The sequence below is a fragment of the Deltaproteobacteria bacterium genome, from assembly GCA_023382265.1.
Lineage (GTDB): Bacteria > JAMCPX01 > JAMCPX01 > JAMCPX01 > JAMCPX01 > JAMCPX01.
Genome location: JAMCPX010000015.1, coordinates 19,868 through 40,008, shown reverse-complemented (window position 1 = coordinate 40,008; position 20,141 = coordinate 19,868). Strand labels below are relative to the sequence as shown.

17 protein-coding genes are annotated in these 20,141 nt (G+C 38.8%); 12 read left to right on the top strand and 5 right to left on the bottom strand.

Going from position 1 to position 20,141, the window contains the following annotated elements:
- Positions 1-26 precede the first annotated feature (26 nt).
- From M1381_02830 to M1381_02810, 5 genes are all read left to right on the top strand, one after another.
- Positions 27-1,601, top strand: a complete 1,575-nt coding sequence (locus M1381_02830) for an ATP-binding protein (GenBank protein MCL4478024.1) — start codon at positions 27-29, stop codon at positions 1,599-1,601.
- 12 nt (positions 1,602-1,613) lie between these two features.
- The gene (locus M1381_02825) at positions 1,614-2,171 is read left to right on the top strand and encodes an archaemetzincin family Zn-dependent metalloprotease (GenBank protein MCL4478023.1); all 558 of its coding nucleotides are present in this window, start codon (positions 1,614-1,616) and stop codon (positions 2,169-2,171) included.
- Positions 2,161-3,513, top strand: a complete 1,353-nt coding sequence (locus tag M1381_02820) for a sigma-54 dependent transcriptional regulator (GenBank protein MCL4478022.1) — start codon at positions 2,161-2,163, stop codon at positions 3,511-3,513. The genes M1381_02825 and M1381_02820 overlap by 11 nt, the downstream gene beginning before the upstream one ends.
- Positions 3,514-3,806: 293 nt before the next feature.
- Positions 3,807-5,033: a glycoside hydrolase family 5 protein gene (locus M1381_02815; protein ID MCL4478021.1), complete on the top strand. Its 1,227-nt coding sequence runs from the start codon at positions 3,807-3,809 to the stop codon at positions 5,031-5,033.
- Positions 5,034-5,358: 325 nt separating this feature from the next.
- The gene (locus M1381_02810; GenBank protein MCL4478020.1) at positions 5,359-6,258 is read left to right on the top strand and encodes an NAD(P)H-binding protein; all 900 of its coding nucleotides are present in this window, start codon (positions 5,359-5,361) and stop codon (positions 6,256-6,258) included.
- Between the two features lie 3 nt (positions 6,259-6,261).
- On the opposite strand, the gene M1381_02805 is transcribed toward M1381_02810, so the two are convergent.
- The 3 genes from M1381_02805 to M1381_02795 form a co-directional block, all read right to left on the bottom strand.
- Entirely contained in the window at positions 6,262-6,627 is a 366-nt protein-coding gene (locus M1381_02805; protein MCL4478019.1) for a MerR family transcriptional regulator, read from the bottom strand.
- Between the two features lie 122 nt (positions 6,628-6,749).
- A complete protein-coding gene (gene glnE, locus M1381_02800) occupies positions 6,750-9,755 on the bottom strand; it encodes a bifunctional [glutamate--ammonia ligase]-adenylyl-L-tyrosine phosphorylase/[glutamate--ammonia-ligase] adenylyltransferase (protein MCL4478018.1) in 3,006 nt (1,001 codons plus the stop codon).
- Positions 9,756-9,932: 177 nt separating this feature from the next.
- A complete protein-coding gene (locus tag M1381_02795; GenBank protein MCL4478017.1) occupies positions 9,933-11,327 on the bottom strand; it encodes a hypothetical protein in 1,395 nt (464 codons plus the stop codon).
- 339 nt (positions 11,328-11,666) lie between these two features.
- Between M1381_02795 and M1381_02790 the strand changes: the two genes are divergently transcribed.
- The 4 genes from M1381_02790 (at position 11,667) to M1381_02775 (ending at position 15,464) form a co-directional block, all read left to right on the top strand.
- Positions 11,667-11,915 carry a hypothetical protein gene (locus M1381_02790; protein ID MCL4478016.1) on the top strand — a complete coding sequence of 83 codons (249 nt, stop codon included), beginning with the start codon at positions 11,667-11,669 and terminating at the stop codon, positions 11,913-11,915.
- A gap of 278 nt (positions 11,916-12,193) precedes the next feature.
- Positions 12,194-12,934, top strand: a complete 741-nt coding sequence (gene sufC, locus M1381_02785; protein MCL4478015.1) for a Fe-S cluster assembly ATPase SufC — start codon at positions 12,194-12,196, stop codon at positions 12,932-12,934.
- Positions 12,935-14,323 carry a Fe-S cluster assembly protein SufB gene (gene sufB, locus M1381_02780; GenBank protein MCL4478014.1) on the top strand — a complete coding sequence of 463 codons (1,389 nt, stop codon included), beginning with the start codon at positions 12,935-12,937 and terminating at the stop codon, positions 14,321-14,323. It abuts the gene before it with no gap.
- 1 nt (position 14,324) lies between these two features.
- Positions 14,325-15,464 carry a SufD family Fe-S cluster assembly protein gene (locus tag M1381_02775; GenBank protein ID MCL4478013.1) on the top strand — a complete coding sequence of 380 codons (1,140 nt, stop codon included), beginning with the start codon at positions 14,325-14,327 and terminating at the stop codon, positions 15,462-15,464.
- 33 nt (positions 15,465-15,497) lie between these two features.
- Here M1381_02775 and amrA read toward each other — a convergent pair whose 3' ends face one another.
- Positions 15,498-16,079 carry an AmmeMemoRadiSam system protein A gene (amrA, locus tag M1381_02770; protein MCL4478012.1) on the bottom strand — a complete coding sequence of 194 codons (582 nt, stop codon included), beginning with the start codon at positions 16,077-16,079 and terminating at the stop codon, positions 15,498-15,500.
- A 5-nt stretch (positions 16,080-16,084) separates the two neighbouring features.
- Entirely contained in the window at positions 16,085-16,507 is a 423-nt protein-coding gene (locus M1381_02765; GenBank protein ID MCL4478011.1) for an NUDIX hydrolase, read from the bottom strand.
- 87 nt (positions 16,508-16,594) lie between these two features.
- On the opposite strand from M1381_02765, the gene M1381_02760 reads away from it, so the two are divergent.
- The 3 genes from M1381_02760 (at position 16,595) to M1381_02750 (ending at position 20,112) form a co-directional block, all read left to right on the top strand.
- Positions 16,595-17,932 carry an outer membrane protein transport protein gene (locus M1381_02760; protein ID MCL4478010.1) on the top strand — a complete coding sequence of 446 codons (1,338 nt, stop codon included), beginning with the start codon at positions 16,595-16,597 and terminating at the stop codon, positions 17,930-17,932.
- A gap of 212 nt (positions 17,933-18,144) precedes the next feature.
- Positions 18,145-18,918 (top strand): alpha/beta fold hydrolase, encoded by a 774-nt coding sequence (locus M1381_02755; protein ID MCL4478009.1) that lies wholly within the window; start codon positions 18,145-18,147, stop codon positions 18,916-18,918.
- A gap of 126 nt (positions 18,919-19,044) precedes the next feature.
- Entirely contained in the window at positions 19,045-20,112 is a 1,068-nt protein-coding gene (locus M1381_02750; GenBank protein MCL4478008.1) for an NADH:flavin oxidoreductase/NADH oxidase, read from the top strand.
- Positions 20,113-20,141 lie beyond the last annotated feature (29 nt).

Here is a 20,141-nt window from a genome sequence, read left to right as displayed (position 1 = left end):
TAATATTGAAGAGGATAAGGTGGTATGTGAAATACAGGAATATAGGGTTCAAATTGATATTATACATAAGCCTTATCGTTATAGCGGTTTTCAGTACAGTAGTATATCTAAATATTAGAGATCAAAAAAAACAATTATTAGATGAAGTGATCAGAGGTGCCACCCAGTTCAGCAATACAGTAGTAAAAAGCACTAAGTATGACATGCTGCAGAACCAGAGACAGAATGTTTACAGAATTATTGAAGACATTGGTATGCAAAAAGGTATAGAAAGAGTAAGGTTTTTCAACAAAGAAGGCAGAATCATGTATTCCACTGATAAAAGGGAAACCGGAGTCATGGTCAATAAGAGTGCAGAAGCCTGCTACGCATGCCATGCTATTGGAAAACCGCTTGAGAAACTTAATACACCTAAGAGAACGCGCGTTTTTAGTCTTGATGGTCATAAGGTACTCGGCATGATAACACCTATATACAATGAACCCGAATGTTCTTCTGCCTCATGCCACGCTCATCCTGCACACAAAAAGGTACTCGGTGTTTTTGATATTACCATGTCACTTTCATCTATTGAACAGGAAATCCATGATATGGAGATAAGAATAATTATTTCAGGGGTTTTATCGGTATTCATTATATCAATCATTATATCACTTTTCATAGAAAAATTTATAGATACGCCTGTAAAAAATCTTGTAGAAGGCACAAAAAGAATAACAGAAGGTGATCTTACCCATCCCATTATCATCCAATCATACGATGAACTTGGCACGCTTGCCAACGCATTTAATGACATGATGTTAAAATTAAAAGAGGCAAAAGAAGAAACAATTAATCTTGTTCAAACGCTTGAGATTAAGGTAAACGAAAGAACTAATGAATTAAAAAAGGCTCAGGAGCAGATTGTAAGGGCCGAAAAGCTTGCCTCGCTTGGAAAGCTCGCTGCAACAGTGGCACATGAGATAAATAACCCGTTAACAGGTGTTCTTACCTATATTAAGGTTCTGCTTAAAAAGTTTAAACAGGGGAATTTATCTCCGGAAGATTTTGAAAAATCCATAAACTATCTCTCTGTTATGGAAAAAGAAACGCAGAGAACATCAAGTATTGTAAAAAACCTGCTTGATTTCTCAAGGCAGAGGGAGCCGCATTACAGGCTTGTTGATGTTAATTTATTACTTGATGAAACGATCGCGCTTATCAATAATATGATTACCATTCAGGCTATAACTATAAATAAATCTTTTTCAGCGATGCCTCTAACAATGGCTGATCCAGATCAACTCAAGCAGGCATTTATGAATGTATTGATCAACGGCTGCGAAGCAATGAAAGACAACAAAAAAGAGTTATATATTGAAACGGATAATAACGATAAAAACATCTTTATAACTATTAAGGATAGCGGCATAGGGATTTCGGAAGAAAACCTAAAAAAGATATTTGAACCATTCTTCTCGACAAAAGAAAAAGGTACCGGTCTGGGATTGGCAGTTGTTTATGGAATCATTTCAAAACACGAAGGTAATGTAGATATAGAGAGTAAAATCGGAGAAGGAACAACGGTAAAGATCACCCTACCCATTAAAAAGGCTATATGATATAATGGTTAAATGGGTTACATTTATGTCCAGCCAATAGGAGATCTTGATAAAAGTATAGTAGAGGTAACAGCAGAGATGGTGGAAAAAATATTAAACATACGGTTAAAGATCCTTCCACATATAGAAGGACCAACCTATGCATTTGATCCTATGAGAATGCAGTATCATTCTACAAAGATATTAAAGTATATCGTCACAAATCACAATTCATCGGCATTCAGAACCGTAGGTATTACAGATGTTGATCTGTTTATACCAATCCTTACCTATGTTTTTGGCGAAGCTCAGTTAGATGGTAGAGCCGCAATAGTTTCAACAGCAAGACTAAGACAGGAATTTTACGGCTTAAAATATGATAGGAACCTGTTAATTGAAAGACTGACAAAAGAAACACTTCATGAATTGGGGCATACCTTTGGATTCACACATTGCGAACTTGAGCACTGCGTTATGCACCTGTCAAACAAGGTAGCAGACGTTGATCAAAAAACGGATAAATTCTGTGCCAACCATCAGTTTCAACTGAATAAAAAATTATCGGAATTGGAGATGCAGAATGAATCGTAAACCGTGTATAATGATAGTGGATGACGAAGAAAGCGTAAGAGATTCTCTTTCTATATGGCTGGAAGAGGATGGATATGAGGTACTTGCTGTTGAAAGCGGTAAACGGGCTCTTGAAGAAATAACCAAAAAGGGGTGGAGTCTTTTACTCGTAGATTTAAAAATGCCGGAGATGGACGGTTTACAATTCTTGGCGGAGGTAAAAAAAATCCTGCCCGAGATACCTATAATAATAATGACGGCTTACGCAACTGTTGAAACAGCGGTAAAAGCCATAAAAGACGGGGCTTATGATTACCTGATGAAGCCCTTCGAGCCCGAAGAGATTTCCATGACTATCAAGAAGATCATGAAACAGCAGGAGCTTGAACAGGAAAACATATATCTCAAAAAAGAGCTTGCAAAACAATTCCAGTTTCAGGAACTCATAAGTAAAAATAAACGGATGCATGATATATTTGAGCTTGTAAAAACCGTTGCAAAAACGAATATTACCGTACTGATTCACGGTGAAAGCGGGACAGGCAAAGAACTTATTGCAAGGGCAATTCATGCAGAAAGCCTGAGGAAAGACGGACCATTCATAACTGTATCGTGTGCGTCACTTACCGAGACGCTATTAGAGAATGAATTGTTCGGACATGAAAGAGGCGCCTTCACAGGGGCTACAAGTACCGTAAAAGGCAGGTTTGAACTCTCTGACGGAGGGACTTTGTTTCTCGATGAAATAGGGGACATAAGTTTAAAGCTTCAAATGGATTTATTAAGGGTTATTGAAACAAAAGAATTCACACGGCTTGGTGGAACCATACCTGTAAAAACCGATGTAAGGATTATCAGTGCAACAAACAAAGATTTGATAAAGGCAATAGAAGAAAACAAATTCAGAGAGGATCTTTACTACAGGCTGAACGTCATAACAATTGAATTGCCGCCTCTTAAAGAAAGACCCGAAGATATACCTTTACTTGTTCAACACATGATAGAGAAATTCAATATAGAAACAAACAAAAGAGTAGAACGGGTAGATGAAGAGGCCATGGCAATACTTATGCAGTATCACTGGCCCGGCAATATAAGGGAATTAAAAAACGTTATAGAAAGGTCTGTTGTGCTTGCCAGGGACAACATCATCACGAAAAAAGAGATTGGGAATTGCATAAGGCTTGAACCCGATAAGTTGGAAAAATCTCAGGACATGTCTCTTACGAATGTCGAAAAAAAGCATATCTACAAGGTTTTAATGGATAATGGCTGGAACATAAGTAAATCGGCAGATATCCTCGGAATAGATAGGACAACGCTCTATAAGAAAATTAAGGAATATGAACTGCAAAAGAGTTAGCCGGCAAATGCAAGGGAAAGAGATGTGGAGGGGTAATGATATAGGAACCTTTTCTGTTGTATTTCCCCAGGATTAATGATAATAATATAAAAATGGCAGAGAGGAGAAAAAACTCATATAAAAACTTAACTTGCTATGATAAACATCATGGCCTCATTTTCTTTATAAAAAATCATTCAGTGCTTGTGTTTGTATTGTTAGTCTTTATCTATGGATGTTCCCGGTCTAAATCTTCATCAATAATAAGCAATCAGCCTTTTTCTAATATGCTGGGTATTTCCACACATCTGGATATGTGCAAAGACCCTTCTAATGCTGCCGATGCGGCTTCATGCACCTATCAACTGCAACAATTAGAATCAGCAGGCGTTGTTAATGTCAGGACAGATTTTACCTGGTCGCAGATAGAGCCTCAGCAGGATAATTTTGATTTTTCAGGATATGATAACCTCGTGAATGCCGTGCTGGACAACGGCATGCAGATTACGGCGATACTCGATTATGGAAATGCCTGGGCAGATTCAGAGGGCTCTAATGCGTATCCACCGGATGACCCTCAAACATTCGCCAATTTTGCCTATCAAGTAGCTTTACATTATAAGGGAAGGATCACAAGGTATGAAATCTGGAACGAGGAGAATACCGGGGCCTTTGGCATCGGTTTCTGGCCGCCGGACCCTAACCCTAAAGCGTACGGTCTCCTGCTCGAGGATGCCTCGAAAGCGATAAAGACGGCAGACCCTCATGACCTGGTAGTATTTGGCGGTGTCCTGATGAAGTCGTACGGGTTGAATTTAACCGGAGATACGTTTATAAACCAGGTACTGAGCTTATATCCTGATCTGGGTGATTACATTGATGCAATTGCCTTTCATCCTTACATGAATTATCCCCCATCAGTCGCACCCGATTTTAGTTCTACAACACAGCTCTCTCTTGATCAAATGTGCGATAACATTAAAGCCGTCTTAAAGAAACATAACGTATCAAAACCTCTATGGATCACGGAGGTCGGCTGGCCCACATATCCGCCGGTTGATCAATCCATGCAGTCAAGGTGGCTCGTTCGTACATACCTTGAAGCAACAGAACAGGGAATAACCGGTTTGTACTGGTATGATTTTATTGACGGAACAAATTGTTCCTTTCCCGAGCAGGAGTGTCATTTCGGACTTTTTAATTACATTACGTCGCCTTCATACACAACACCTCCGCAGCCAAAGCAGGCCTTTGGTTCGCTTAAGACAATGGCCGCCATACTCTCGGGTACGGTTTATAATAGTGACGTTTCATCACAATTTAAGCTTAAAGGTGCAAGGGCCATGTATTTTACATCGGCGGATAATACAAAAAAGGTGTGGGTGTTCTTTGCACAACACGGTACACCGTCTCAAACCATATCCGTTCCAATGCATCCGCTAACGTTCTATGACATATCCGGTACAACTTTTACACCTTTGACCGAGGAGAATACCTATTCATTAACCGTAACAACCTTCCCTGTTTATGCAGTTCAATAATTATTATGAGAAATTCGTGTGCCGGAACATTCACACGGTTAGAAAAAGTGGCATTTTACCTGATAATTTTATGGTGAGTTAAGAACGTATTGTATAAAATTTAAATAGCGGAGTTTCTTGTGAACCTACTAAAGACACCGGACGGCGTAAACCATTTAAATCGTGAAAGCTGTTCACAGTGTTGCTCCGGGGGCGGGATTTAAGCGCTCTCTTCCCCTGCCCTACCAACCGTTGCATTTAATTCTAACGATAGTTTCTGGCATTGAACCGCAAATCTGTAATATAAGATTTACAACAACCAAATTTGGTAGTAATAAAAATGGCTATGAGAGTATTCATAGCAGGCGGTACGGGTTATATAGGTACACATGTTGTAAAACAACTTATCAATGATGGATATAGTGTAAGATTATTTTTAAGAAAAGGTTCCGAATCAAACCTCGATAAACCCATACTTGAGAATGCAGAGCTTATGTATGGTGACATAAATGAACAGCATTTGCCCAACAATGCCCTTGAAGGATGTGATGCGGTTATCTACTTGATAGGCATTTTGAGAGAATCCACTTCAAGAGATATAACTTATGAGCTTGCACATGTACACGGCGTGAGACTAATACATGAACAAGCAGTGAGTTCAAGGGTTAAAAGGTGGATTCATATCAGTGCTAACGGGGTAAGACCAGATACGGAAAAAGGTTATATAAGAACAAAATATATTGCAGAAGAATTTATTAAGGCGCAGGCTCTGGATTATACAATTATCAGGCCATCGATTGTGTTTGGTGATGAAACAGCCTCTACTATAAACTTTACCAATACCGTAAAAGGTATTGCCGAGATGCTTCCATTTGTCGTACCTGTCATAGGTAACGGGAGGTACAAATTTCAGCCTGTACATGTGGATGATCTTTCAAAGGCTATCTCCATGATCATTACGGACCCAACAACATATCACAAGACTTACACTGCATGCGGAGCCGAAACCATTACCTATAATCAAATCGTGGATACGATTATAAAACATTTTGTTATTAATAAAAAATTGAAGCTTCACATACCTTTAACGCTTATCAAGCTATTTGCAAAAATGTTTGAACATTTAGAATCCTTTCCTGTAACTTCTGAGCAGGTAAACCTGCTTATTAAAGGGAACACATGCACGGAATATAACCTGATTGAAAAGATCGGGATAAACCAAAAAGGCTTTTCTTCTTATTACTAAACCTTATGCTTTCTCGTAACCAATGCCGCGGAGAATCAGCTTCATCCTGTTATGACAGTTTGTAGACATCATATAGGTTGAGCACGTTTTACACTCGGTACTTACTTTTCTGCATACAACCTTTATAAACATCCAGCACGGCTTGCTGCTATCCTGATATGCAGGGCAATTAAGTCGATCATTTCTTGAACAACCCTTTACCTCCCAGCAAGGTAATAGTGAAAATAGTCTCCTTATCCCTTCAAGATTCAGCCCTATCTTTTTTATAAGATCTCTTATACATTTTATTCTTACTATGTCTGCATGGGAATAAAATCTTCTGCCTGTGTGAGTTCTGTATGGTATAATAACACCCTCATGTTCATACATACGCAGTGTTGGGACAGCAAGTCCTGTTTTCTTTGCAGCCTCACCTATCGCATAAAGTTTTTCTATATCCTGAGTTTTATATATTTTATTTACTTTTTGCGTTTTAATAGGACCTTTCTCCTCTACACGTTTCTAAAATATGCACTATACACTTTTCTTATATCCTGGGTTTTTTCTTTAACCATTTCGAGGAATATCCTTCCCGCATACTGCCCTGTAAAACCCATTCTTAAAGCTACAGGATAGGCATCCTTTTCATTCATTGAAATACTTTCTACGGAAAAATCTCTATCTATACGCATTCTATTCTCAAGCTTTCTCAAAAACATATATCCGTCTTTTAATATATCCATATCCTTTTTACTTATATAGCCATTTTCCATTAACAGCTCAAGTGCAAGAAAAGTATTTCTTTCCATAATAACAGGTGAATCACTGCCGTATAATAGTTCAAGATATTGCACTATAAATTCTATATCCATTAATCCGCCCGAACCCTTTTTGAAATTATAGTATCCTGTATTGGAATTAACGCTCTTTTCCAGCTTCATACGCATATCGTGTATATCCATTTTTAAACTTTCATCCCTTTTTATAGAGCTAAATGCCTGCCTGACTCCATCAAACAATCTATTCAAAAGCACGGGAGGTCCTATAATGCCCCGGGCCCTTAGCAATGCCTGTTTCTCCCATGTCATTGAGCTTTCAAGGTGATACTGTATGAAGGCATCAATGTGTGCGACAAGCGGTCCGAGATTGCCTGACGGTCTTAGCCTTGTATCGATATTATAAGCATACCCGTTTTGCGTCGGCAGACTTATGGCTGTTATAAATCTCTGCACCACCTTTGAAAAATACTCCTGAGCCGACAGTTGTTTCGTGGTTGGCTTATCCGAGCCGTATATAAACACAAGATCGAGATCGGAATTATAATTAAGCTCTTTACCTCCAAGTTTACCCATACCAATCACTGCCATGCCATCGGTTTCCATATCAGGGATGGTTCCATAAACTGGCTTGAGTTCTTCCAAAACGGCAAGTAATGCCATATTAAGTATCACATCTGCAAGACTTGATAACTGTTCCGAAACCTCCATTATATTAAGATTCCCATTTATATCATTTATACCGATCCTCAGTATCTCCATGTTCTTAAAATCCCTTAGCAGATTAAGTTTATCTTCATAGCTTTTAAGTTGTTTATAGAGATTATGCAGCTCTTCATACATCTCGCCATAGCTGCGTTCGGTTATCGCATATCTTGAGAGCACGAGTGCATCAAGATTCTCAGGATATTTAATCAAAAGATGTGAAAGGTAATCAGACATACTAAAAAATTGAATAAGTGTAAAAAGTGTTTTAGGATTTTCTTTTAATAAAGAAAAGAAGATGCCTCTTGCCCCGATTCTCCTTATGAATTCTATGAGATGCTCAAGTGCCGCATCCGGGTCAACAGTCATCGACGTCTCTTTCAAAAAAACGGGCGCGAGCCAATTGAGCAGCCGTTTTGTCTTTTCGCCGTATCTTGCCGTTGGTATGCCTGCACTCAATATCTTCGTATACTCCATTGCCTTCTCCACATCTCTAAAACCCAGCTGTAAAAGTGCCGGTTTTATTTCTGCGTCGGAAACGTTGTGAATGAAAAGCCTTGTTACCTCATCAGGCCTTTTTGCCTCTATTACCTTTTCCTGCTCATAAAATAATTGCTGGAAAAAATTGCAAACAGATTCTTTAGCATGTTGAAGGCTTTCTTCCGCAATTCTGTCTGCGTTTGATGCAATCCTTTCCCCGGGTCCGAGTATACCTCTCAATACCCTTCTCTTGCTCTTATTGTCTTCCGGCATACTCTGGGTTTGGAGCATCTGATACTCCTGTATTCTATGCTCGAGTGTCCTTAGTAATATGTATGCATTTGTAAGTTTAGATGACACATCCGGTTGTATAATATCTAACTGCAATAATGCAGATATCGCATCGATCAGTGGTTTAACCCTCAAAGCTGCATCTCTCCCTCCTCTAATTAGCTGAATAACCTGGACCGCAAATTCAAGCTCTCTTATTCCACCACTGCCGAGTTTTACATTCCACGATTGTTCCATACCCCTTAAAAGAAACGACTGTATCTTATTTTTTATATCCTTTAATGCCTCAATAGTAGAAAAGTCGAGGTTTCGTCTAAAAATAAAATGCTGTATGTCCTCAAGGAATAAGTTTGTAAGCATTTGATCCCCTGCAACATGCGATGCCTTAATCATTGCAAGCCTTTCCCATGTCTCGCCCCATGATTCATAATATGAAACCATATAAGATAATGGTTGTATGAGTGTGCCCTTTTTACCGTCAGGCCTCAATCCAAGATCTACTCTGTAAAGAATCCCATCCTCTGTCTGCTCTGATAACAAACCCGTAAGCTGTTCTGCGAATTTTGTCAATATGCCGGACCCCATACGTTCATACAGATCATCTGAAACCATATATATGATATCTATGTCCGATGAATAGTTCAGCTCTTTGCTGCCAAGTTTACCCATACCAATTATTGAGAAACCTTTTGACAGGTCTATTCCCATTTTTGAAGAAAAATAATTTATTGTTTGTTTAAGTATCGAACTTGCAAGATTGGAAATAGCTAAAACCGTAGTTTTAAAATCTATAAAACCACAGAGATCATACATTGCTATTACGGATATCATCTTGTTTTTAAACTGTCTTATTCTTGACGGATAATCGGCATCAAAAGGGATACTACTCAATAAGATGAGGTATTCATCTTCCGTAATTACAGGTTTTTCTGATGCATCGACATTTTGAATTAAATATCTTGAAAGAACATGACTCGTACCCGATAACTGAATCAAGCACGGCAAATTTTTTATTGTTTTTAACCGGTCGTCTTTGATCAGTGAATGTATAAATTCAATCGCTTCTTCCTCATCAGGAGCAGAGAGAAGAGCATCCATAAAATCCTCAGGTGAGATGTACGCTGTAATCGCATCTGCTACCTTTATCAACTGTTCGGGAAACTCTTCGCTAACTTCTATACCTCTTGAGTTCATTATCCGTCTTATACTGATATATTCTTTCTGATCGATCGAATATAGCAATGCTTCTTTATCAGAAGGTGTCATATAGATTTCCTTATTCCTATTTTAATATCCAGTAGCAGTTTTTGAGTTGTTAAGCAAAGGGAATAAGCATAATTAAAGTCATGGATAAGACCCGCTTCCGGGTTTAACCAGTAAATCCAATAGAGCTGTATGGGCTTGATTAATCAAACCCATATGTTCGTTCAATCACGGTCTTCCCTATTTCTTTAAAAGATTTATAACCTCATTAAAACTGGAGCTTGTTTTATCAAGTATACTTGATGCATAGTCGATGTTATGGATACCTTTTGAAACCTTTACAAAGTAAAGGTTATACGATGCAGTTTTATATAATACCAATGCCTTATTATAGTTTGGAGCTGTCTTGGGCGTTGTATCAATAAGTTTTTTTGCAATTGCATATTTTGCGTCAGCATCGGAAATCATGGATTTTAACCCATCTTTCCATCCCTGATAAATCTCTCCATAACCTTTTCCATGGCATGCTTTACATCCAACAACACCACCTATGTACGTTTGACCGATAAGCCTTGCTTGAAGCTTGTTCTGAGTTGCTACCTTATGGCATGCAATGCATTTTACATTCGCTCTAAACATAGGGCTTGCGTCGCCTTTTATACCGATAGCACCCTTACCCATGTACATATCTTCCTGTGCGTTATGCATGTTTTTACTATGACAGATCGTGCAGTTACTTGCGTATTCAAGTGGTTTTGGAGAAGTTATTAAACCATGTTTTATCTCAAGATGGCATAAGGTACATGTAATCTTGTGTTTTGTAACATGCCATTTGTGTATAAATGTTGTATCGGTATAATACTTAAACCTTGAAGTGACATTGTGGCATGCGTAGCACCGTTCTTTGGGAACCGCTCCAGTGCCCTGAATTGCATCAAGATGACAGTAAATACATTTTATATTCGGGTTATTTTCTATAAAAGTCCTATGGTTATATTCTATCCCATTCACCAATATGGTTTTTCTTGGGATCTCGTGGCAGCCAAGACAATTATTTACGTTTTTATTATTGTTTGTCCTATTGTCTTGTGAAAAATGGCACAGAAAACATGTTTCATAAGTAACTTCAATGTGTCTGCCAACGACAATCTGAGAATGACAACTTGTGCACCTTAGTTTTACGGTTTTCAGTATTTTTTCAAGATGCTGTGTATGATTAAAGATAACACCTTTGGGGGTTACGACATAGCCTTGTAATAGCCTTGTTGAATGACAGCCTATACGCATACAACTTGCATCAGGTATATCTGCAAATGGTCTTGGATTATATGTTTTCGTGAAGTACCTGACAACCATGGAGAAATTCTGGATTTTATGCCATACGGCAGTTTTTAAGTTTTTAGTTGGAGGATAATGGCATTCTACACAGGGAACAAAGTTATGCGTAGATGCATGCCATGCATTATAATAAGGTATCATTATATGACAATTCTTGCAGAAGTTTGGGCTTTCACTATATCTTACAAAGCTTGCAAATATTACAGCGAATACAAATAATATTCCAATTATAGATGATATAATTTTATGAGCTTTAATAAAGCCCCTTAGTCCATTTTTTTTACTGTTATTTTCCATCATATCCATTTCAGAACCATTCCTTTTTTACAAATTTTAGTTTAATAATATGTATTGTTTTATATTTTCGCAAACAGGTCAAGAATAACTTTATGTTTTGTTTTCTTTAAAACGCTTTTATAAAGACGCTTAACTTTTTTTTATGCTATGTAACGAAAAAATCAAGGCGGAGATAAAATGCATTATTCATTAAAAACGTCTTCGCAAAAGAGTAACTTTTTTTTCTCTCTCGTATAAACCTACTTTTTTTACAGGCTTTATATAATATCATCTTTAATAATCCATTTCTTTTAACCATTTATACTTTTAAAGCTATAAAAATTTACAAAGGAGGATGTTATGAAGATATTTAAAAATGTTACATTATTTTTTGTTTCATTGATAATAGGGTTAAGTGTTATTTCAATATTCAATGCGCAAACTACGAGTACTGCGGCAACACAATGCCAACTACCACATACCGGTGCTGCTTACAATAGCTATCTCTATGCATTTGGTGGTTATCCCATTACTCAAACCTCTGGCGGAGTCTATACAACACAAAGTAGTTTTACCACTACAGTGGAATACACAAAGATATACCCATAAAGGGGTTTTATGATGAGGCTTCAGGTGATGGGAATTTATATGCGACACATTGACATAGAATATTTTTATTAAATTAAAATTGTATCATAACCTATACCTCCTTTTATATAAATCATTGAGATATAAATTACGAAAATTATCCATATTAAACTCCGCTTTTGAAATTTAAATAACACAAGTAAAACAGATTATGTTTTTTTAAAGTTGTCATAGCACTTTTGATATGATATTGAACAGTAGTTATTAAATGACTATCATACTAATGATAAGGAGGATAGATGTCATTAATTGAGATAAATGGGTTAAAAGTAGAGGTAGAAGGTAAGGAGATTATTAAAGGACTTAATCTTAGCATAAATCTTTCTGAAACTCATGTTATCATGGGCCCAAACGGCTCTGGTAAATCAACTTTATCTTATACCATTATGGGTCATCCCAAATACAAAATTACATCAGGCGATATCCTATTTGAAGGCAAATCCATTGTTGACATGCCTGTGGATGATAGAGCACGGCTTGGTATCTTTTTAGGCTTTCAGTATCCGATAGAGGTATCCGGGGTTTCTGTAGAAAATTTTTTAAGAACAGCTGTTACTGCAAAAGAAGGTAAGGATGTCCCTATACTTGCCTTTCATAAAACGATTTTAAAAAGGTTGAATGCAATGGATATTCCACAATCATTTCTTGACAGGTATTTGAATGAAGGTTTTTCCGGTGGTGAAAAAAAACGCAATGAAATACTTCAGATGGCTGTACTTTTGCCAAGATTCGCTGTGCTTGACGAGATAGATTCTGGACTTGATATAGATGCATTAAAATTTGTATCTGAGGGTATAAACAAGCTCATAAAAGAAAATAACTTAACCCTTTTACTTATAACACATTATCAGCGCATACTTGATTATATAAAGCCGCAGTTTGTGCATATAATGATGGATGGTAAGATTGCGAAGTCCGGCGGATATGAGCTTGCGCAACAACTCGATCAAACGGGTTATGAATGGTTAAAGGAGTTATAAATGGAAGAGGTCCGGGAAGTTGACAAAACCACAACACAACCTGCAGGATCTCCTTATGCATTTAAGACTGTAAAAGGTTTAAATGAAGATATCATAAGGGAAATATCGAAACAAAAAAGAGAGCCTGCATGGATGCTTGAAAAACGGCTTGAATCATACAGGATCTTTAAAGAAAAGCCTATGCCCAAGTGGGGACCCGACTTATCAAAGCTTAATTTTGATGAAATCATATTTTACATAAGACCCGAGGATTATAAGGCATTAAAATGGGATGACGTTCCGGAGCAGATAAAAAAGACTTATGATGCACTAGGTATCCCGGAGGCTGAAAAAAAATATCTTGCAGGACTCGTAGCCCAGTATGAGTCAGAAGCTGTTTATACAAACCTGAAAAAGGCATGGGAAGATAAGGGTGTTATTTTTACCGATATGGATTCTGCCGTCAGGGATTATCCTGACCTTGTAAAAGAATACTTTATGACACAATGTGTTCCTCCCAATGATAACAAATTTGCAGCACTTCATGGTGCCGTATGGAGCGGCGGTAGCTTTGTGTATGTGCCCAAAAACGTAAACGTAGAAATACCTTTGCAGACATATTTCAGGATGAATACAAAATCATCGGGACAGTTTGAGCATACGCTTATTGTTGTGGAATCCGGTGCAGAGGTTCATTATATAGAAGGATGCACTGCACCGAGATACAGTGTAAGTTCTCTGCACTCAGCGGTTGTTGAGATCTTTGTAAAAGCAAACGCAAGGGCAAGATATACAACCATACAGAATTGGAGTACGGATGTTTATAATCTCAATACAAAAAGGTCAATTGTTGAAGAGAATGGTATAATGGAGTGGATAGGAGGCTCAATGGGCAGCGGCGTAACAATGCTTTATCCTGCGTCAATACTCATCGGTATGGGTGCAAAGGCAGAGCATCTTAATGTTGCATTTGCAGGCAATGGCCAAAACAAGGATACAGGCGCAAAGGTAATACTCTTAGCACCAAACACGAGTGCAAGCGTTATTTCAAAGAGTATATGTAAAGACGGCGGGACATCTGTTTACAGAGGACTTGTGAGAATAGGTAAAAAGGCAATCGGTGCAAAGGCACACGTAGAATGTCAATCATTACTTCTTGATAACAAATCATCTGTTGATACGGTCCCCATTATAGAACAATTAAACCCTAATTCATCGGTTGGACATGAGGCAACTGTGGGCAAGATAGATGAAGAACAGTTGTTTTATCTTATGAGCAGGGGCATACCGAGAGATGATGCTGTGGCCCTCATTGTAAGAGGATTTATTGAACCAATCGCAAAAGAGCTTCCAATGGGTTATGCAGTCGAACTTAACAGGCTGATCCAGCTCGAAATGAAAGGCGCGTAACATGTCGATAAATATCGTTTTACCTCAATGGAAAAGATTTGATACAAAATTAATAAATCTTGCTGATTTGAATCCCGCATCCAATGGCAGTGCAGAAGCATATCGAGACTATGCAGATCATATTGCAAAAACTCTAAATCACGAATCTGTTATAGGTAATATTGACGGCTATATTACACGGAACGGCTCACATCTGAATCCTTATGTTTTATTAGATAAAATAGATGCAGAAAAACAAAGTAATCATCTGTTTAAACTTATGAAATTGGATACTGATAACAGGGGAAAGTTCCATTCCATGGATGATATTTTTCTTCAAATAGATAGGTCTTATTTGAATGGTTTTTCAATGCATGTAAAGTCAAGCCCTGACAAGCCTGTTGTGGAATTCGTTAAATCTACACAACATAATAGTTTAATGGTCCATCATGATCTTATTATGATTGAGCCGGAAACAAACATGACATTACTTAGAATTATAAAAACGGATAATACAGCCTTGATATTTGATAATGTAGAGGTTTATTTAGGCAAAGGCTCAACACTTAATTATGTTACATTAAATAAATCAAGGCACGATTCTTTTTATACTGCAATAAAAAGGGCGGTGGTTGGAGAGCATGCCAGGATCAACTGGTACAATATTGATCTTGAGGCTGTAAATACTGTTATAAGCACCCGTTCAATGCTTTATGCTCCCTACGGCGAAAGCAGAATGTTAAGCGTTATAATAGGCTCCGGAGATGCTCAGAAAGATGTATCTTATGAAACATTCCACAGAGCACCCCGGACGTCAACTTCGGTGCATGTTAGAGCAGCTATCAGGGATAATTCAAGACTTAATTACAGGGCATTAACATACGTAGCGCCCGGTGCAAAAAACTCAAAGGTAGAGCAGGCTGAAAAAGCCATCACCCTCGGGAATACGGCTCGTTTTGACGGCATTCCAAGCCTCTGGATAGATGAGGATGAGGTAGAAGCCTCACATAGTGCAAGCTCAGGTTCTGTTGATGAAGATGCAATGTTTTATATAAAAAGCCGCGGTATACCCCGCGATGAAGCGGAGAATCTTGTTGTTCAGGGGTTTATATCATCCGTTCTCAACAAAGAGCCAGTCAGCCTTTTATCAGGCTTGTTTTAACTTATACAATATTAAAGGCATGGGCTCACTATTTTAAACCTCTGTCTCAACCCTGCAATCCAGCAATTCCTTTTCATTAAAAACCTGGGCACTGAATTTTTCAATCTTTATACCGCCTTTCTTCCATTCGTTTGGCGGAAGTCCTGCTTTGATACACGTTTCACTTAAAAATGTGTCTCTATCCCATCCATACTCCGTTGCAACCTGCGGTAATAAAACTCCTCTGTAAAAACCCTTCGTAATATAAATACCATGCTCTCCTATTTTGATCTCGTCCGGGCTTTGTACTAACTGAAGTTCTGATAGGACAGAGATTTCAATATCAATATCTTGTAGCTCTTTAAATGTGACATTGCGAAATCTTGGGTCTTCAACCGCAGCAGCAATAGCCATTATCTGCACATTTTTACAGATTGGATCCGTAGAAACAAAATTACCGATACATCCTCTGAGTGTGTGATGCTTATTCAATGTTACAAACGCACCGGCTTTCCTTAAAAGTGCAGGGTTTGTTGTTTCATACTCCGGAATTTTTCTATCTTTTAAATAAGATTCCAGCGTATTCCTTGCGAGTATTAAAAGTTCTTTTTGCTCCTGTAAATTAAGCTCCGACATATCATTTACGGCTTTGGTCTTTTACCCGTTTTTTTATATTCATAATAATCCTGCAATACCATTCTGTGATCAAACGCAATATTATCGGGTAAGTCATGCTGTGTAAATAGTTTTAAAGACTTTGCATCATCCTCCGCTTTTGGTTCACCTTTAAATGGTCTCGCTATAAATACTGTTGTGATTGTATGGTACCTCGGGTCCCTTGAAGGAGCAGAGTATGTATAAAATTGTTCGATAAGACTTACTTCGAGTGATGTTTCTTCAAGAGCCTCTCTTTGCGCAGCGGTCTCAAGTGATTCACCATAATCTACAAAACCACCCGGTATTGCCCATCCGTAAGGCGGATTTTTTCTTTCTATAAGAATCAACTTATTATCCGTTTCAATAATAATGTCTACCGTTGGTACGGGGTTTTTGTACTCTCTCATGTATACCTGTTAACATTATATGTTGTCTTATGCAATAATTTGTAGTTAATGAAATAGTTAATTCAATCTATAAAAAAGGAAGAAAAAATGAATAAGACAATAATGTTTTTAATCGCGCTGTTAATTCTCACTGTTAACAGTTCTGTTTACGCAAATGTGTATGACACATTCGGTGTCGATTCAAAAGGTATTGCAATGGGTAATGCGCGTGCTGCTTCTGCCGATGATTGGACTGCAACATACTACAATCCCGCGGGTATTACACAAACAAAAGAATCAATGGGTGCACAATTCCTGATCGCCTTTGATCACCTATATACAAAGCCGTTCGGCTCCGGTCTTCAAAATACAGACGATACGAATATAGAAGGGCTTTCTGCCGGAATTACCCATAATTTCGGACTAAAATTTTTGTACGTGGGTATTAGTGTTTATACCCCTTTAGGGGATGTCATGCAGCAGATTGCACATTACCCGGATGCAAGTGAGGCGTTTTTTACAAATAAGCTTTATTTTGAGTTTCTTGAAAATACAACAGAGCAACAGATTATCCTGCCTACGATTGCACTCAAGATATTGCCTTACCTCTCAATAGGCGGCGGCGTATCCTTATTTATCAAGTCAATGACATACTCTTACGAGTACTTTCCCAATCCGCTTAATCAGTCAATATGGTATATGAATGTAGCTAATACGCAGAAGTATACCTATGTAGCAAACCTCGGTATTCTATTTAACCCATCCGATCGTTTCAAGGTTGGTGCCTCATATATGAGTGCAGACGATTTCCCTATAGTGGGAGCGGCTTATGTTCATATGCCACAATCGTTCAATATCCCGGGGCTTATATCAAATCAATTCACACAAACAATAAAACAGATACTGTTTTATACACCAGCTCACGCATCTATAGCTGTTATGTATAAGCCCATAGATGATCTGGAATTAGACGGCGAGCTTACATGGGTAGGATGGTCAGGTTACGTAGACAATCATGGGGTAAAGCCGCAGGATGAATCATACACTGATCCAAAAACAGGTGTTACCTATCCAGGCCAGGCGTTTGATGACATATATATACCGAGGATAGGGGTTAATTATAGGCTTAATTCTTCGTGGCGCATTATGGGAGGTTATTATTACGAGCCGACACCTGTACCTCCTCAAATGAGGAGTACCAACTATGTTGATAATGTACAAAATGTCATTTCAACAGGTGCAAGCTATATCCAGCCGTATGATGACGGATTTCTCACCTATACTGTCCATGTGCAGGGCATTATACTCGGCGACAGAAAAACGTACAAAAGCATAGCCGTCGATGCTGACCCGATAACAGCAGGCATCCAGAACCCAGGTTATCCCGGATATGAGAGCAAAGGTTATATAGTCGATACAGGGTTTGAGATATCTTATAAGTTCTGAGTTTAAACAATCTTTACAAGGCAATGATTTTGACTTTCTTATTTTCAAATGCGTTTTTAACGAAATTCCAATCTGTGACTTTTCCTGTGTTATATGGATAGCCATGTTAAACCACACCATCCTCCCATTACCAGAAGGAGGGCGTTGTAACAGTCCGTATTAGTTTGACATACATTTTCGATTTGTGTAAGGTATAAGACATATTTTTATATATGAAAAGATCACAATCAATCATGCATAAAATAGGCAGTACAACTGTAAAAACAGGCGTTTTCATAGGCAGTAAGGTTGTCAAAAATTACAACAAGATAGACCCTGATGTTATACGCCATCTTTTACAGATTCCCCTGCTAAGCTATTCGTTATTGGTTTCAAGACATGAAAAACTTGATCCTATCAAGTCCGACGGATATCCGCCGCTTATATTTGTTCATGGTTTTGGAGGAAACAGGGGAAACTTCCTTCTCATGTCATGGTATCTCCGGCTGCTGGGCAGGAGACGCAGTTATAAGATTCACTTTGATTCTGAACAATCTATCAAAAGTATGACCGCAGCCCTTGCACGTTTTATCAATGACGTTAGAAAGGTCACAGGAGAAAATCAGGTTGAGATCGTTGCCCACAGTCTTGGCGGCTTAATTTCGCGTTTAGCAATAAGCAAATACAGGCTTTCGCCTCATGTTAAAACACTAATAACTCTTGGCAGTCCGCACCATGGGACGTACTCTGCACGCTATGCAAACACGGCAATAATAAGGGAAATCAGACCGGACAGCAAACTCATAAAAGAATTAGAAAAAAAACACTGGCCAAAGGGTGTACGCGGAGTAACATTCTGGAGCAAAAACGATCTGATGATACTGCCGTCCGAGTCAGCTGCTATGGATGGTACTACAAAGATCGAGGCTACGCCATTTACACATTACAGTTACCTTATTGATCCGAAGAGCTGGGCTGCTGTAGGGAAAAAGCTTGAGAACCGATGATAAAGCTGCATACCTAACTGTACGCCGCTAAAATAAGCCTTCTGTCAGTACCTCTCAAACAATTCCTGCTTCACTTTTTTCTTTATTTGAATTATATAAATCCATATTGTTAATATGGAGGTTTTAATGGAAACAAAATTGTTTTCCAGATTAAAATTACGGGAACTTGAATTTAAGAACCGTATTTTTGTTTCACCGATGTGCCAGTATTCATGCGAAGATGGGCTTGCTACGGATTGGCATCTGGTTCACCTCGGCAGCCGTGCGGTAGGAGGAGCAGCCCTTGTTATTACCGAGGCTGCTGCTGTTTCACCGGAAGGCCGCATTTCGCCGTATGACCTTGGCATATGGTCTGATAAACACGTTCAGCCGCTTAAACGTATCACTTCTTTCATCAAAGAACAGGGTGCTGTACCGGGTATCCAGATTGCACATGCAGGACGCAAGGCTTCAACAGATGCTCCGTGGAACGGCGGGAAACCAATTGAGCATGGAGCAAAAGCATGGCAGCCGATAGGGCCCTCACCAATTCCTTTTTCCTACTCCTACCAGATACCATTGGAGATGACACAGCCTAATATTGATGAGGTATTATCCATGTTTTCATCCGCTGTTAGACGAAGTATTGAAGCCGGGTTCGAAGTCGTTGAGATACACATGGCACATGGTTATCTTCTGCATGAATTTTTATCCCCGCTTTCAAATCATAGAACGGACACCTACGGCGGTAGTTTAGAAAACCGTATGAGGATGCCTTTACAGGTGGCACAGTTGGTAAGAAAACTGTGGCCAGATAACCTTCCCGTTTTTGTAAGGGTTTCTTCAACAGATTGGGTTGATGGAGGATGGGACATTGCACAAGCAATAAAATTTGCTCATAAACTCAAGGAATACGGTATAGATTTGATCGACTGCTCAAGCGGCGGGCTTGTACCTTACGCAGTCGTACCTGAAGGCCCGGGATATCAAACACCGTTTGCTGCAGCGATAAGAAAAGAAGCCGGCATACCTACAGGGGCAGTGGGTATGATTACCGAGCCTTTTCAAGCAGAGCAGATCATTGCAACAGGTATTGCAGACGCTCTCGTACTTGGGAGAGAGGTATTGAGAAACCCTTACTGGCCATTGCATGCAGCAAGGTCGCTTAAAGCCGACGCATCATGGCCAAAGCAGTACTTGAGGGCAAAGATTTAACAGAAAAGCTGAAAATCCGATTTTCCAGG